The sequence below is a fragment of the Pseudomonas sp. AGC41 genome, from assembly GCF_057334555.1.
In genome coordinates this window covers 1-15,576 of record NZ_JBHFJB010000040.1, presented here as the reverse complement: position 1 = coordinate 15,576, position 15,576 = coordinate 1, and the positions used below count along the sequence as shown (strand labels likewise).

General features: G+C 61.3%; 18 protein-coding genes. All 18 read left to right on the top strand.

From position 1 onward, the window contains the following. Positions 1 to 132 precede the first annotated feature (132 nt). The 18 genes from fliE to flhB all read left to right on the top strand — a co-directional run bounded on the left by fliE (position 133) and on the right by flhB (position 15,490). Positions 133 to 459 carry a flagellar hook-basal body complex protein FliE gene (gene fliE, locus ACE04F_RS08240; protein ID WP_305499603.1) on the top strand — a complete coding sequence of 109 codons (327 nt, stop codon included), beginning with the start codon at positions 133 to 135 and terminating at the stop codon, positions 457 to 459. A gap of 15 nt (positions 460 to 474) precedes the next feature. After that, positions 475 to 2,259: a flagellar basal-body MS-ring/collar protein FliF gene (gene fliF, locus ACE04F_RS08235; protein ID WP_486105743.1), complete on the top strand. Its 1,785-nt coding sequence runs from the start codon at positions 475 to 477 to the stop codon at positions 2,257 to 2,259. After that, on the top strand, positions 2,252 to 3,271 hold the full coding sequence (gene fliG / locus ACE04F_RS08230) for a flagellar motor switch protein FliG (protein WP_007958288.1): 1,020 nt from the start codon (positions 2,252 to 2,254) through the stop codon (positions 3,269 to 3,271). The genes fliF and fliG overlap by 8 nt, the downstream gene beginning before the upstream one ends. A 7-nt stretch (positions 3,272 to 3,278) precedes the next feature. After that, a complete protein-coding gene (fliH, locus tag ACE04F_RS08225; RefSeq protein WP_486105740.1) occupies positions 3,279 to 4,109 on the top strand; it encodes a flagellar assembly protein FliH in 831 nt (276 codons plus the stop codon). Then, on the top strand, positions 4,099 to 5,457 hold the full coding sequence (gene fliI, locus ACE04F_RS08220) for a flagellar protein export ATPase FliI (RefSeq protein WP_486105738.1): 1,359 nt from the start codon (positions 4,099 to 4,101) through the stop codon (positions 5,455 to 5,457). The genes fliH and fliI overlap by 11 nt, the downstream gene beginning before the upstream one ends. Positions 5,458 to 5,463: 6 nt before the next feature. Beyond that, positions 5,464 to 5,913, top strand: a complete 450-nt coding sequence (gene fliJ, locus ACE04F_RS08215) for a flagellar export protein FliJ (protein WP_003184033.1) — start codon at positions 5,464 to 5,466, stop codon at positions 5,911 to 5,913. A gap of 102 nt (positions 5,914 to 6,015) precedes the next feature. Beyond that, positions 6,016 to 6,321 (top strand): STAS domain-containing protein, encoded by a 306-nt coding sequence (locus ACE04F_RS08210; protein ID WP_186637183.1) that lies wholly within the window; start codon positions 6,016 to 6,018, stop codon positions 6,319 to 6,321. Between the two features lie 5 nt (positions 6,322 to 6,326). Further along, a complete protein-coding gene (locus ACE04F_RS08205; RefSeq protein WP_486105736.1) occupies positions 6,327 to 8,033 on the top strand; it encodes an ATP-binding SpoIIE family protein phosphatase in 1,707 nt (568 codons plus the stop codon). 31 nt (positions 8,034 to 8,064) lie between these two features. Beyond that, entirely contained in the window at positions 8,065 to 8,409 is a 345-nt protein-coding gene (locus ACE04F_RS08200; protein ID WP_486105735.1) for an Hpt domain-containing protein, read from the top strand. A gap of 87 nt (positions 8,410 to 8,496) precedes the next feature. Beyond that, positions 8,497 to 9,849, top strand: coding sequence for a flagellar hook-length control protein FliK (locus ACE04F_RS08195; RefSeq protein ID WP_486105734.1), 1,353 nt, complete (start codon positions 8,497 to 8,499; stop codon positions 9,847 to 9,849). A 223-nt stretch (positions 9,850 to 10,072) separates the two neighbouring features. Further along, positions 10,073 to 10,576, top strand: a complete 504-nt coding sequence (fliL, locus tag ACE04F_RS08190) for a flagellar basal body-associated protein FliL (protein ID WP_486105733.1) — start codon at positions 10,073 to 10,075, stop codon at positions 10,574 to 10,576. A 9-nt stretch (positions 10,577 to 10,585) separates the two neighbouring features. Further along, on the top strand, positions 10,586 to 11,554 hold the full coding sequence (gene fliM / locus ACE04F_RS08185; RefSeq protein WP_053120288.1) for a flagellar motor switch protein FliM: 969 nt from the start codon (positions 10,586 to 10,588) through the stop codon (positions 11,552 to 11,554). A 70-nt stretch (positions 11,555 to 11,624) separates the two neighbouring features. Further along, entirely contained in the window at positions 11,625 to 12,083 is a 459-nt protein-coding gene (gene fliN, locus ACE04F_RS08180; RefSeq protein WP_305499620.1) for a flagellar motor switch protein FliN, read from the top strand. Next, complete coding sequence (gene fliO / locus ACE04F_RS08175; protein WP_305499621.1) at positions 12,084 to 12,521, top strand: flagellar biosynthetic protein FliO; 438 nt, start codon at positions 12,084 to 12,086, stop codon at positions 12,519 to 12,521. Beyond that, positions 12,521 to 13,270 (top strand): flagellar type III secretion system pore protein FliP, encoded by a 750-nt coding sequence (gene fliP, locus ACE04F_RS08170; protein ID WP_486105732.1) that lies wholly within the window; start codon positions 12,521 to 12,523, stop codon positions 13,268 to 13,270. The genes fliO and fliP overlap by 1 nt, the downstream gene beginning before the upstream one ends. A 23-nt stretch (positions 13,271 to 13,293) precedes the next feature. After that, positions 13,294 to 13,563, top strand: coding sequence for a flagellar biosynthesis protein FliQ (gene fliQ, locus ACE04F_RS08165; protein ID WP_003184009.1), 270 nt, complete (start codon positions 13,294 to 13,296; stop codon positions 13,561 to 13,563). Between the two features lie 4 nt (positions 13,564 to 13,567). Next, complete coding sequence (gene fliR / locus ACE04F_RS08160; RefSeq protein ID WP_486105731.1) at positions 13,568 to 14,350, top strand: flagellar biosynthetic protein FliR; 783 nt, start codon at positions 13,568 to 13,570, stop codon at positions 14,348 to 14,350. Positions 14,351 to 14,353: 3 nt separating this feature from the next. Then, positions 14,354 to 15,490, top strand: a complete 1,137-nt coding sequence (gene flhB / locus ACE04F_RS08155) for a flagellar biosynthesis protein FlhB (protein WP_486105730.1) — start codon at positions 14,354 to 14,356, stop codon at positions 15,488 to 15,490. The last annotated feature ends 86 nt before the right edge of the window (positions 15,491 to 15,576 follow it).

The following is a 15,576-nucleotide window of genomic DNA, read 5'->3' as shown; positions in this document are numbered from 1 at the left end:
CCCACAGGAGCCTGGAAGGATCCGCGCGCGCAATTGTTTCCGACGGCCACGGAGCTGGCACCCTTGTTGCTACTACCTATGTACCCGCTGAGTAAGTGTCAAAAAAATGCGGGCCGCCAGAGAGAATAGATCATGAGCCAAGGTATTGAATTTAATCGGTTGATGCTGGACATGCGCTCCATGCAGATGGACGCCATGGCCCAGCCTAAATCGGTCGCGGTGCCCCAAGTGGCCGGCAGCAGCTTTTCCGACATGCTCGGTCAGGCCGTCAATAAAGTGAACGATACCCAGCAGGCTTCGAACCAGTTGGCCAGTGCTTTCGAGATTGGCAAAAGTGGCGTCGACCTGACGGACGTAATGATCTCTTCGCAGAAAGCCAGTGTCTCGTTTCAGGCGTTGACCCAGGTACGCAACAAGCTGGTTCAAGCCTATCAAGACATCATGCAGATGCCGGTCTAAGGAAACTATTGAGTCATGGCAGAAGCAGCCGTTGATAACGTTCCAGCCAAGACCACTCCGGTAGACGGCAAACCGCCGTTGTTCGGTCTGTCTTTCCTGGAAAACCTCTCCGAGATGACCATGCTGCGTCAGGTTGGCCTGTTGGTCGGCCTGGCTGCCAGCGTGGCGATTGGTTTTGCCGTGGTTCTCTGGTCCCAGCAGCCGGACTACCGTCCGCTGTATGGCAGCCTGGAGGGCATGGATGCCAAACAAGTCATGGAAACCCTGGCTTCCGCCGACATTCCTTATACCGTCGAACCCAATTCCGGCGCCTTGCTGGTCAAGGCCGACGACGTCGCGCGCGCACGCCTCAAGCTCGCCGCCGCTGGCGTGACGCCGACCGATGGCAACATCGGATTCGAGATCCTCGACAAGGACCAGGGCCTGGGCACCAGCCAGTTCATGGAAGCGACTCGTTATCGTCGCGGCCTGGAAGGCGAGCTGGCGCGGACCATTTCCAGCCTGAACAACGTCAAGGGTGCCCGCGTGCACCTGGCGATCCCGAAAAGCTCGGTCTTCGTGCGCGATGAGCGCAAGCCGAGTGCCTCGGTACTGGTTGAACTCTATTCCGGCCGCTCGCTTGAGCCAGGCCAGGTTGTTGCCATCATCAATCTGGTGGCGACCAGCGTTCCCGAGCTGAGCAAGTCGCAGATCACCGTGGTCGACCAGAAGGGCAACCTGTTGTCCGACCAGGCGGAAAACTCCGAACTGACCATGGCCGGCAAGCAATACGATTACAGCCGCCGCATGGAAGGCATGTTCACCCAGCGGGTGCACAACATCCTGCAACCGATCCTCGGCAATGGCCGCTACAAGGCCGAAGTCTCGGCGGACGTGGACTTCAGCGCCGTCGAATCGACTTCCGAGCAGTTCAACCCGGATCAGCCGGCGTTGCGCAGCGAGCAGTCGGTGAACGAACAACGGACCGCCAGCAACGGCCCGCAAGGCGTGCCCGGTGCCCTGAGCAACCAGCCGCCAGCGCCGGCCAGCGCGCCGCAAACCACCGGTGGCGCTACCGCCGCCGCGGGCATGGTACAGCCAGGCCAGCCGCTGATCGACGCCAATGGCCAGCAGATCATGGATCCGGCCACCGGCCAGCCGATGCTCGCGCCGTACCCGGCCGACAAGCGTCAACAATCGACCAAGAACTTCGAGCTCGACCGTTCCATCAGCCACACCAAGCAGCAACAGGGCCGTTTGAATCGCCTGTCGGTCGCCGTGGTGGTGGACGATCAGGTCAAGGTCAACCCGGCCAACGGCGAAACCAGCCGTGCGCCGTGGACCGCCGACGAATTGGCGCGCTTCACGCGCCTGGTGCAGGACGCGGTCGGTTTCGACGCCAGCCGTGGCGACAGCGTCAGCGTGATCAACGTACCGTTCTCCCTGGAGCGCGGTGAGGAAATCGCCGACATCCCGTTTTATTCGCAACCCTGGTTCTGGGATGTGGTCAAGCAAGTATTGGGTGTGTTGTTCATCCTGATACTGGTATTTGGTGTGCTGCGTCCGGTGCTCAACAACATCACCGGTGGCGGCAAGAACAAGCAGCTGGCAGGCTTGGGCGATGTAGAGCTGGGAGGCATGGGCGGCCTGGATGGCGAATTGGCCAACGATCGCGTCAGCCTCGGCGGGCCGCAGAGCATTCTGCTGCCAAGCCCGAGCGAAGGCTATGACGCTCAGTTGAACGCCATCAAGAGTCTGGTGGCAGAGGATCCGGGTCGTGTGGCCCAGGTCGTGAAAGAGTGGATTAACGCAGATGAGTGATAATCGAGCCGCTGTTGCCAAATTGTCCCGGGTCGACAAAGCCGCGATCCTGCTGCTGTCCCTGGGTTCGACGGACGCCGCCCAGGTGCTGCGCCACATGGGACCGAAAGAGGTCCAGCGCGTCGGCGTGGCCATGGCGCAGATGGGCAATGTGCACCGCGAGCAGGTCGAGCAGGTGATGAGCGAGTTCGTCGACATCGTCGGCGATCAGACCAGCCTGGGAGTCGGTTCCGACGACTACGTGCGCAAGATGCTCACCCAGGCCCTGGGCGAGGACAAGGCCAACGGCCTGATCGACCGGATCCTGCTGGGTGGCAACACCAGCGGCCTGGACAGCCTGAAGTGGATGGAGCCGCGCGCGGTCGCCGACGTGATCCGTTACGAGCACCCGCAGATCCAGGCGATCGTCGTCGCGTACCTCGATCCGGACCAGGCCGGTGAGGTGCTGGGCAACTTCGACCACAAAGTGCGCCTCGACATCATCCTGCGGGTATCGTCGTTGAACACCGTGCAGCCGGCGGCCCTGAAAGAATTGAACCAGATTCTCGAGAAGCAGTTCTCGGGCAACTCCAATGCTTCGCGCACCACTCTGGGCGGTATCAAGCGCGCGGCGGACATCATGAACTTCCTCGACAGTTCGATCGAAGGTCAACTGATGGACTCGATCCGCGAAGTCGACGAAGACCTGTCCGGTCAGATCGAAGACCTCATGTTCGTGTTCAACAACCTGGCCGATGTCGACGACCGCGGTATCCAGGCACTGTTGCGCGAAGTCTCCTCCGATGTGCTGGTGCTGGCCCTCAAGGGTTCGGACGAAGGCGTCAAGGAGAAGATCTTCAAGAACATGTCCAAACGGGCGGCCGAACTGTTGCGCGACGACCTCGAGGCCAAGGGCCCGGTGCGCGTCAGCGATGTGGAAACCGCACAGAAGGAAATCCTCACCATCGCCCGCCGTATGGCCGAAGCCGGAGAAATCGTGCTCGGTGGCAAGGGCGGCGAAGAGATGATCTAAGGTCGTTATGTCTGCCAAGAGCGATGATTCACCCAGCGACCTGATCCGCGCCCGCGACGTCGGTGGTTTCGACGTCTGGTCGCTGCCCAGCTTCGATCCCCATGTGCCGGAGCCTGAGCCTGCACCGGTGGAAGAGTTGCCGGAGATGGAAGAGGTGCCGCTGGAGGAAGTCCAGCCGCTGACCCTCGAAGAAGTCGAGAGCATTCGCCAGGAGGCCTACAACGAAGGCTTCGCCATCGGCGAAAAGGAAGGCTTCCACAGCACCACGATCAAGGTCCGCCAGGAAGCCGACGTGGCGCTGACGGCCAAGCTGCGGGCGTTGGAGTCGCTGATGCTGAACCTGTTCGAGCCGATCGCCGAGCAGGACACCCAGATCGAGAAATCCCTGGTCGGGCTGGTGCAGCACATCACCCGGCAAGTGATCCAGCGCGAGCTGGCCATCGATTCGAGCCAGATCGAGCACGTCATGCGCGAGGCCCTCAAGCTTCTGCCCCTGGGCGTCGGCAATGTGCGCCTGTACATCAATCCGCAGGACTTCGAGCTGGTCAAGGCCTTGCGCGAGCGTCACGAGGAAAGCTGGCGCATCGTCGAAGATGAAGCCTTGCTGCCCGGCGGCTGCCGGGTGGAAACCGAGCACAGTCGCATCGATGCGACGATCGAAACACGTATCAGCCAGGTCATGGCCAAGCTGTTCGACCAATTGCACGAGCAGGCGCTGCACCCGGCTGCGGCCGACCTGAGCCTGGAATTGCCGGACGAACCCAAGGGCGCCGTTATCGTCGATCCCGACGCGGCCGAACTGATTGCTGCCGAAGTGGACGGTCGCGATGCGCCTTGATCGAACCAGCTTCGGCAAGCGCTTGGGCAGCTATGCCGAGGCCACCGAGCTGGCCGGCCAGCCGATCCTCGAAGGTCGCCTGCTGCGCATGGTTGGCCTGACCCTCGAAGCGGAAGGCTTGCGCGCAGCCATGGGCAGCCGGTGCCTGGTGATCAACGATGACAGTTATCACCCGGTGCAGGTCGAAGCTGAAGTGATGGGCTTTTCCGGCAGCAAGGTATTTCTGATGCCGGTGGGCAGTGTCGCTGGCATCGCTCCCGGCGCCCGCGTAGTTCCGCTGGCCGATACCGGCCGGTTGCCCATGGGCATGAGCATGCTCGGCCGCGTGCTGGACGGGGCCGGGCGGGCCCTGGACGGCAAGGGTGGCATGAAGGCTGAAGATTGGGTGCCGATGGACGGCCCGACAATCAACCCGCTCAAGCGCGACCCGATCAGCGTGCCGCTGGACGTCGGCATCCGTTGCATCAACGGGTTGTTGACGGTCGGTCGCGGTCAGCGTCTGGGCCTGTTCGCCGGTACCGGTGTGGGCAAGAGTGTGCTGCTGGGCATGATGACCCGCTTCACCGAAGCCGACATCATCGTGGTGGGGCTGATCGGCGAGCGGGGCCGCGAGGTGAAGGAATTCATCGAACACATCCTTGGCGAAGAAGGGCTCAAGCGTTCCGTAGTGGTGGCGTCGCCGGCGGACGATGCCCCGCTGATGCGCCTGCGGGCCGCCATGTACTGCACGCGCATCGCTGAATATTTCCGCGACAAGGGCAAGAACGTCCTGTTGCTGATGGACTCGCTGACCCGTTTCGCCCAGGCCCAGCGGGAAATCGCCCTGGCCATCGGCGAGCCGCCGGCCACCAAGGGTTATCCGCCTTCGGTATTTGCCAAGTTGCCGAAGCTGGTGGAGCGGGCCGGTAACGCGGAGAAGGGTGGCGGTTCCATCACCGCTTTTTATACCGTGCTCTCCGAGGGCGACGATCAGCAAGACCCGATCGCCGACTCGGCCCGAGGCGTCCTCGACGGCCACATCGTGTTGTCCCGGCGCCTTGCCGAAGAAGGGCATTACCCCGCCATCGATATCGAAGCGTCGATCAGTCGGGTGATGCCATCGGTCATCAGCGCCGAGCACATGAGGCGCGCCCAGCAATTCAAACAATACTGGTCACGTTACCAGCAGAGTCGTGACCTGATCAGCGTGGGTGCCTACGTGCCCGGTGGCGATCGTGAAACCGACATGGCCATCAATCTTTATCCGGCCATGGCGGTCTACCTGCGTCAAAGCCTGAACGACAATATCGGCATGGGCGCCAGCGAAGCGCACCTGCAGACCATCTTCGCTCCCGTCGCGGGCGGATAACCGCTCATGGCCACAAGTCGTGCGGCGCGCCTGGCGCCGGTGGTGGACATGGCGGAAAAAGCCGAGAAGACCGCCGTGCAGCGGCTGGCTTATTTCCAGGGGCAGGTGGCCGTTGCCGAAAGCAAGCTGGCCGACCTGGAGAATTTTCGCCTTGAATACCAGGAGCAGTGGATTGCCCGTGGCAGCCATGGCGTTTCCGGGCAATGGCTGTTGGGCTACCAAGGATTCCTCGCACAGCTGGGTACGGCCATCGATCAGCAGCGCCAAAGCCTCGTCTGGCACCAGAACAATCTGGAAAAGGCCCGCCAGAGCTGGCAGGAAGCCTTCGCCCGGGTCGAAGGGCTGCGCAAACTTGTACAGCGTTATATCGATGAGGCCCGGCAGTTGGAAGACAAGCGCGAGCAGAAGTTGCTTGATGAACTGTCTCAGCGTTTGCCGCGTCAGGATCCGTATTGATCATGAAAGCGGAATTCTGTCGGTTGGAGAATTTGATTTCTTGCTCAGACCTTTACCTGATGCTACACCTTGTACACATATGTCCACGACAAGGAAGTGAATATGTCTGTCGTAACTGAAGTGTCCCCAGATGGGCAGAAGCTGACGATCTCGATCAAAGGTCGATTCGATTTTGGCCGGCACCAGGAATTTCGCGAGTCTTACGAACGGCTCGACAAGAAACCTGAGTCCATCGTGGTGGATTTGAAAGAAGCCACCTACCTCGACAGCTCTGCCTTGGGCATGCTCCTGTTGTTGCGCGATCATGCCGGTGGCGACGAGTCGGATATCCGCGTGGTCAACAGCAGCAGCGACGTCAAGAAAATCCTCGCGATTTCCAATTTCGACAAGTTGTTCGATATCAGTTGATCACCATGCAATCGTCGCCGGAGCCGCTGACGATCCTGATTGCCGAAGACAGTGCCGCCGACCGGCTGCTGTTGTCGACTATCGTCCGCCGTCAGGGCCATCAGGTGCTCACCGCGGGCGATGGCGCCGAGGCGGTCGAAGTGTATCGGGAGCAGCGTCCACACATGGTGCTGATGGACGCGATGATGCCGGTCATGGATGGCTTCGAAGCCGCGCAGCAGATCAAGCAACTGGCCGGGGACCAACTGGTCCCGATCATCTTTCTCACCTCGTTGACCGAAAGCGAAGGGTTGGCCCGTTGCCTGGAGGCTGGCGGTGATGACTTCCTCGCCAAGCCCTATAACCAGGTGATCCTGGCTGCCAAGATCAAAGCCATGGACCGCTTGCGTCGGTTGCAGGCCACGGTGGTCGAACAACGTGACCAGATCGCCCGCCACCACGACTACTTGCTTAACGAGCAGCGGGTTGCCAAGGCGGTGTTCGACAAGATTGCCCACTCCGGTTGCCTGAGCGCGCCGAATATCCGTTACCTGCAATCGCCCTATGCCTTGTTCAATGGCGATCTGCTGCTGGCCGCGTTCAACCCGGCTGGTGACATGCACATCCTGCTTGGGGATTTTACCGGCCACGGCTTGCCGGCGGCGGTCGGGGCGATGCCGCTGGCTGAAGTGTTCTACGGGATGACCGCGAAAGGCTACGGCCTGGCGCAGATCCTGCGAGAGATGAATGCCAAGCTCAAGCGCATCCTGCCAGTGGACATGTTCTGTTGCGCAACGCTGCTGTGCCTGAGCTTCCAGCGCTGCACCGTCGAAGTCTGGAACGGCGGCATGCCCGATGGTTACCTGCATGACAGCCTCAGTGGCGTGCGTACGCCGTTGCCGGCGCGGCACTTGCCGTTGGGCGTGCTCACGCCGCAACTGTTTGATGATCGCACTGAAGTGCATCCGATGTCGGTGGGTGACCGGGTATTCCTGTTGTCTGACGGCGTCATCGAAGCCAGCGACCGCGACGACCAGCCGTTTGGCGTGGAAAGGTTGCAGCAGGTGTTCGCGGCCAACCGCGAGCCCGATCGACTTTTCGAAGATATCCAGCAGGCCCTCGGTGATTTTCGCGGCGAGGCCCGCGACGACTTCAGCATGGTCGAGGTTCGGCTGGTCGCGCCTACGCAACTCAGCCCGCCGCCACCGGTCTATTCCGATAGCGGCCAGTCGAGTCCGCTGGATTGGTCGGTGAGCTTCGAGTTCCGCGCGCAGACGCTCAAGCGCTTCAACCCGATGCCTTACCTGTTGCAGTTATTGCTTGAAGTCCATGGGCTCAGAGGCCAGAGTGGCGCCTTGTACAGTGTCCTGACTGAGCTCTATTCCAACGCGCTGGAGCACGGCGTACTGGGGCTCGATTCGAGTCTCAAGCGTGATGCTGCGGGATTTGCCCGCTATTATACGGAGCGCGGCACCCGTCTGGATGAGCTGGACAGCGGCCATATCCGCGTGCATCTGCACGTGACTCCCCAAGGGGATGGCGGTCGCCTGGTCATTGAGGTCGAAGACAGTGGCCAGGGGTTCGATGTCAGCCGTGTGCTGGCCCGGCCTGTGGATCGTGACCGGTTATCCGGGCGCGGTGTGAGTCTGGTGCGCCAGCTATGCCACGAGGCCAGTTGGTCCGACGATGGTCGTAGTGCGCGCGTGGAGTTTTTCTGGGAGGCTCTGGCATAATCGGGGCCATTCTTGATCAAGGAGCGAACAAGTGAGCGAGATTCATCTGGATCGGGACGTGCTCAGCACGTTGAGGGAAGTCATGGAGGACGGGTATCCGGAATTGCTGGATACCTTCCTCAACGATTCCGAAGCACGCCTGCGGGTGTTGCTTGAGGCCAGGGACGCCGAGCAATTGAGCGCCACCGCCCACAGTTTCAAGGGCAGTAGCAGCAATATGGGCGCCATCCGCCTGGCTGAACTGTGCGGCGAACTGGAACAACGGGCCAAGCAGCCCTCGCTGGGCGGAATCGAGAAACTGGTCAGCGAGATCAACAGCGAGTTCACCTATGTTCGCGAGCTTTGCAAGGAAGAGCGCGAAGGCTTTCACTGTTAAAACGATTGTCGTTCGGTGCGTTGGCCCATCCCTTGCATTGTCCTGTCTCGACTGCATCAAAGATCCCAGTGCAGCGGAGACCATTTCATGCCCGTTACGCCTAATACACTCCTTCAGGCCGTTGCCCAGGCCAAGCCGCAGGCCACCGTCAATCCGTTGGCAGCTGGCCCGGACGCCGGGAATAAAGCCTCCAGTTTCGCCCAGGTGTTCGCCAAGCAGGCCCCCGTCAAATCCTCGACGGCCGCTGAACCGGCAATGAAGCCGGTGCGCGACAAGGTCTCCGACAACACCGTCAAAAAGGACGCCGGCAGCGACACGGCTGCCGCTCCTGAGCCGGCGGTTGCCGATAGCGGCAAACCCTTGCCCGCCGACAAACCGGCTGCGGCTGACGAGCCGACGCAAGACGTTAGCGATACGGCCGAGACGCCAGTAGCGGATGCCGCCCCGGTCGATCCGACACTCGACCCGGCCTTGCTGCCCGGGATAACCGTGCCTGAAGTCATTGCCGAGGCGCTGCCCGCGCCCGTGGTTGACCCGACCGAGGCGCCAGTCGTCGCGGCAGTCGCGGCGCCCGTGGTGGCTTCGGCCACGCCGGCCCCGGTGACCGATCCGGAATTCGACCCCCAGGCCGATCCGCTTGACGCCCTGCCGGCGTTGCGTCTGGCGATGGAGCAGAGTGGCCATGTATCCGCTTCCAGCCAGCAGCCCAAGGCGACGGCACCGGCGTCCGCAGATGGCGAGCCGACGTCGGCCCAGACCTTTGCGGCCGGCATGGCGAGCATGCTCAATGTACAAGCCGACCAGGACAGTACCAGTGCCGGCAGCCAGGGCGGTGAGAAGGCGTTCAGTGGCTTGCTCAACGAAGGCCTCAAGGATCTGACCGCAGCCTCCAGCGACACGCGGGTAGATGATTTCGCCAACCGCCTGGCGGCACTGACCCAGGCGGCTACGCCAAAAACCGCCAACGCGGTGCCGGTCAACCAGCCCATCGCCATGAACCAGAGCGGCTGGACCGAAGAAGTGGTCAACCGGGTGATGTACCTGTCGAGCGTCAATCTCAAGGCGGCTGATATCCAACTGCAGCCGGCCGAGCTCGGGCGCCTGGATATTCGCGTGAACATGGTCCCCGACCAGCAGACCCAGGTTACGTTCATGAGCGCCCATTCCGGCGTCCGTGAAGCCTTGGAAGGCCAGATCCATCGCTTGCGCGACAGCTTTGCCCAGCAGGGTATGGGCCAGGTCGACGTCAGCGTGTCGGATCAATCCCGTGGCTCCCAGGGCCAGGAACAGCAAGCCCAGCAACAGGCTCAGGCTGGACGCACGACTTCTTCTGGCGGCCGAGTGGATTCGGTCGACGAGGAGTTGCCGACCAGCGTTGCCGAAGTGGCGGCCAGCACCACCAGCGTCATCGGCACCAGCGCGGTCGACTACTACGCCTGATCTGCCGCCTGTGGGAGCGAGCCTGCTCGCGAAAGCGTCTTGTCAGTCACCCTTGCGGGGCTGACCCGGCGCAATCGCGAGCAAGCTCGCTCCCACATTGGTTTCTGCCGTACTGAAGATCGTAAGCGACCCTCATCCTTAACCCCGACACACTTCTGGCATAACACTTGCTCCAGCCAAGCCGTGCAACAGTGAAACCCCCGATTAGCGACGGATTATTGGCATGGCGAAGAGCGAAGCAGCAGCTGTAAAAGACCCCGCGACCAAAGGCAAACTCAAGATGATCATTTTGATCGTGGTGGGTCTGCTCCTGGCGGTGGGTGTTTCCGTGGGGGCGACCTGGTATTTCATGCACAGCGCTCAGAGCAAACCGGCAGAAGTGGTGGAAACCGCGCCGGTGGGCAAGCAGCCGGCGATTTTCGAACCCATGGCTCCGGCTTTCGTGGCCAACTACACCGTGAACGGTCGTCAACGCTACATGCAGGTCAGCATTACTTTGCAGGGCCGCAACCAGGCTGACCTGGAAGCGCTGCGGGTGCACATGCCGCTGATTCGCAATAACCTGGTGATGCTGTTTTCCGGACAGAGTTTCGACACCCTGGCCACTCCGGTCGGCCAGGAAATGCTGCGTCAGAAAGCCACGGCCAGCGTTCAGGAAGTGGCTCAGAAAGAGCTCGGCAAAGTGGTGATCGAACAGTTGCTCTTCACTAACTTCGTATTGCAGTAGGAACACGACATGGCCGTGCAGGACTTGTTGTCCCAGGACGAAATCGACGCGCTGTTGCATGGTGTCGACGACGGCCTGGTGCAAACCGAAAACGCTGCTGAACCGGGCAGCGTCAAAAGCTACGACCTGACCAGCCAGGATCGCATCGTTCGCGGACGCATGCCGACCCTGGAAATGATCAACGAGCGTTTTGCCCGATACACCCGCATCAGCATGTTCAACATGCTGCGCCGTTCGGCCGACGTGGCCGTCGGTGGCGTGCAGGTGATGAAGTTCGGCGAATACGTGCATTCGCTGTACGTGCCCACCAGTCTCAACCTGGTGAAGATCAAGCCGTTGCGCGGCACTGCGCTGTTCATTCTCGACGCCAAGCTGGTGTTCAAGCTGGTGGATAACTTCTTCGGCGGTGACGGCCGTCACGCCAAGATCGAAGGTCGCGAATTCACCCCGACCGAGCTGCGTGTCGTGCGCATGGTGCTGGAGCAGGCTTTCATCGATTTGAAGGAAGCCTGGCAGGCGATCATGGAGGTCAATTTCGAGTACATCAACTCGGAAGTGAACCCGGCGATGGCCAACATCGTTGGTCCGAGCGAAGCCATTGTCGTGTCGACTTTCCACATCGAACTCGACGGTGGTGGTGGCGACCTGCACGTGACCATGCCGTACTCGATGATCGAGCCGGTGCGCGAAATGCTCGACGCCGGTTTCCAGTCGGACCTCGACGACCAGGACGAGCGCTGGATCAATGCGTTGCGCCAGGACGTGCTGGATGTCGACGTGCCGATCGGCGCGACGGTTGCCCGGCGCCAGCTGCGCCTGCGGGACATCCTGCACATGCAGCCGGGGGACATCATCCCCGTCGAGATGCCGGAAGACATGATCATGCGCGCCAATGGCGTGCCGGCCTTCAAGGTCAAGATGGGCTCTCACAAAGGCAACCTCGCGTTGCAGGTGATCGAGCCGATCGAACGCCGCTGAGTGCTGTCAATCGCTTAAGTTTGTAACGGATTTTAGTTTTTTACCGATTCTTGCCCGCCGAGGAAACATGATGGCTGACGATATGAATACCCAGGATGACCAGGCGCTGGCCGACGAATGGGCTGCGGCCCTGGAAGAAACCGGTGACGCCGGACAGGCCGATATCGATGCGCTGCTGGCCGCCGATACGGGCAACCACGCTTCCAATCGCATGCAGATGGAAGAGTTTGGCAGCGTGCCGAAAAGCAATGAGCAAGTCACCCTCGACGGGCCGAACCTGGACGTGATTCTCGACATCCCGGTGTCGATCTCCATGGAAGTGGGCAGCACCGACATCAACATCCGCAACCTGTTGCAGCTCAACCAGGGCTCGGTGATCGAGTTGGATCGCCTGGCCGGTGAGCCGCTGGACGTGCTGGTCAACGGTACGCTGATCGCCCATGGCGAAGTGGTGGTGGTCAACGAGAAGTTCGGCATTCGCCTGACGGACGTGATCAGTCCGAGCGAACGCATCAAGAAGCTGCGCTGAATGAAAGGCTTTCTCGCCGCAGCCTTGATGCTGCCGTTCAGCGTGCTGGCGGCCGAGCCCGCGGCCACGGCCGCCGTTGCGCCGGCAAGTGGCGGCAGCATGGCCGGGCAATTGGCGCAGTTGGTGCTGGGCCTGCTTGTGGTGCTCGGGTTGATTTTTTTCCTCGCGTGGATGCTGCGGCGCGTGCAACAGGCGGGGCCTGCCGGCAAAGGCCAGGTCATCGACATCATCAGTTCCCGCGCGCTCGGCCCGCGGGATCGGTTGGTGCTGGTGCAGGTTGGCAACGAGCAGATCCTGCTCGGCCTGAGCCCCGGCACGATCACCGCGTTGCACGTCCTCAAGGAGCCGGTGCAGGTGCCCGCCACCGAGCAGGCCACCCCCGAATTTGCCCAGCGGCTCATGGAATTGTTGGGTAAAGATCAGAAGGATAAAAAGTAATGCCGTTGCGCATTCTGTTGGCGCTGGCCCTCTTGCTGGCCGCACCGTTGGCGTTTGCCGCCGACCCGTTGTCGATTCCGGCGATTACCTTGGGCACCAACGCCGAAGGGGCCCAGGAATATTCGGTCAGCCTGCAGATCCTGCTGATCATGACCGCGCTGAGTTTCATCCCGGCGTTCGTCATGCTGATGACCAGTTTTACCCGGATCATCATTGTCTTTTCGATCCTGCGCCAGGCCCTTGGCTTGCAGCAGACACCGTCGAACCAGATCCTCACGGGTATGGCGCTGTTCCTGACCATGTTCATCATGGCGCCAGTGTTCGACCGGGTGAACCGTGATGCGCTGCAGCCCTACCTCGCCGAGACGCTCAGTGCCCAGGACGCGGTGGCCCGGGCCCAGGTGCCGATCAAGGATTTCATGCTCGCCCAGACGCGCAGCAGCGACCTGGAACTGTTCATGCGTCTGTCCAAGCGTACCGATATCGCCAGCGCCGACCAGGCCCCGCTGACCATCCTGGTGCCGGCGTTCGTGACGTCCGAGCTGAAGACCGCGTTCCAGATCGGTTTCATGATTTTCATCCCGTTCCTGATCATTGACCTGGTGGTCGCCAGCGTTCTCATGGCGATGGGCATGATGATGCTGTCGCCGCTGATCATTTCGTTGCCGTTCAAGATCATGCTGTTCGTGCTGGTGGATGGCTGGGCCTTGATCATCGGTACGCTGGCGGGCAGTTTCGGCGGTGTTTAGACCACTTGCGCGGGTAACACGATATGACGCCTGAAGTAGCGGTAGACCTGTTCCGCGAAGCCCTCTGGCTGACCACCATGATGGTTGCCATCCTGGTGATTCCGAGCTTGCTGGTGGGCTTGCTGGTGGCGATGTTCCAGGCCGCGACGCAGATCAACGAACAAACCCTGAGCTTCCTGCCGCGCCTGCTGGTGATGTTGGTGACGCTGATCGTCGCCGGTCCGTGGCTGGTGCAAACCTTCATGGAATACATCCTGCAGCTGTACGGCAGTATTCCCCAGTTGATCGGCTGACCCGATGTCAATGCTCGAGCTGACGGACACCCAGATCAGCAGCTGGGTAGCGTCGTTTATCCTGCCGCTGTTTCGCGTCACCGCCGTGTTGATGAGCATGCCGGTCTTCGGCACGACCCTGGTACCAGGTCGCGTGCGCCTGTACCTGGCTGTGGCAATCACCGTGGTCATCGCGCCCGGACTGCCGCCGATGCCGCCGGTCAATGCCCTTGATCTCAGTGCGCTGATGCTGGTGGCCGAGCAGATCCTCATTGGTGTCCTGCTGGGGTTTTCCCTGCAGCTGTTCTTCCAGGCGTTCGTGGTCGCCGGACAAATCATTTCGATCCAGATGGGCATGGCGTTCGCCTCCATGATCGACCCCACCAACGGCGTCAACACGGCGGTCATCGGGCAGTTCCTGACGATGCTGGTAACGTTGCTGTTCCTCGGCATGAACGGCCATCTGGTGGTGTTTGAAGTGCTCACCGAGAGCTTCACCACGATGCCGGTGGGCAGTGCCATGCTGGTCAATCATTTCTGGGACATCGCCGGCAAGCTCGGTTGGGTCCTGGGGGCGGCGATGTTGCTGGTATTACCGGCCATCACCGCGCTGCTGGTGGTCAACATCGCTTTTGGGGTAATGACTCGCGCCGCGCCGCAGCTGAACATTTTTTCCATCGGCTTCCCCCTGACCCTGGTGCTGGGCATGGTGATTTTCTGGGTCAGCCTGGGGGATATTCTCAACCAGTACCAGCCGTTGGCCACCCAGGCCTTGCAGCTGCTACGCGACATGGCACAGGCGCGCTGAACCATGGCTGAGAGCGAAAGCGGTCAGGACAAGACAGAGGACCCCACGGAGAAACGCACGAGGGAGTCCCGCGAGAAGGGTGAGATCGCTCGCTCCAAGGAACTCAATACCTTGGCGATCATGCTTGCCGGCGCTGGCGGCCTGCTGATTTATGGTGGCGATCTGGCGCTGGAACTGCTGGAGATCATGCGCCTGAATTTTTCCTTGCCCCGGGAAGTGTTGCTGACCCCTGGCGCTATGACCCAGTACCTGCTGCATTCGGGCAAGATCGCTCTGCTGGCGGTTCAGCCCGTGCTGATTTTTCTATTGTTGGCCGCCTTCATCGGCCCGATTTCTTTGGGCGGATGGCTCTTCGCCGCCGGTAGCCTGGCACCGAAGTTCAGCCGGATGAATCCGGCGGCCGGCATCAAGCGCATGTTTTCCACCACGGCGCTGGTGGAGCTGCTCAAGGCTTTCGGCAAGTTCCTGCTGGTCCTGTCTGTCGCATTGGTGGTGCTGGAGGGCGACATCGACGATCTGTTGCGCATCGCCCATCAGCCGCTGGAGCAGGCCATCATTCATAGCGTGCAGCTGGTGGGATGGAGCACGTTGTGGATGTCTTGCGGCTTGATCCTGATCGCCGCCATCGACGTGCCGATCCAGCTCTATCAGAGCAAACAGAAGCTGATGATGACCAAGCAGGAAGTGCGCGACGAGCACAAGGACGCGGAGGGCAAGCCGGAGGTCAAGCAGCGGATTCGCCAATTGCAGCGCGAGGTCTCCCAGCGGCGCATGATGGCGGCGATCCCCGACGCCGATGTGGTCATCACCAACCCGACTCACTATGCCGTCGCGCTCAAATACGACCCCGACAAAGGCAACGCCCCGGTTCTGCTGGCCAAGGGCAGCGATTTCCTCGCGTTGAAGATCCGTGAAATCGCCGTGGCCAACGAAGTGATGCTGCTCGAATCGCCGGCGCTGGCGCGGTCGATCTACTACTCCACCGAACTCGACCAGGAAATTCCCGGAGGCCTGTACCTGGCCGTGGCCCAGGTGCTGGCCTACGTCTACCAGATCCGCCAGCACCGCGCCGGCAAGGGCAAGCGCCCCGAACCGCTGAAGGACCTGCCGATCCCGCCGGATTTGCGCCGCGATTCCTGAGTCAGCCGATGCCATTCCCTTAAGGCGATCGACAAACCCGTGGGGGGGGGGGGGGGTCCCGCTGGGCCGCGAAGCGGCCCCAGAAT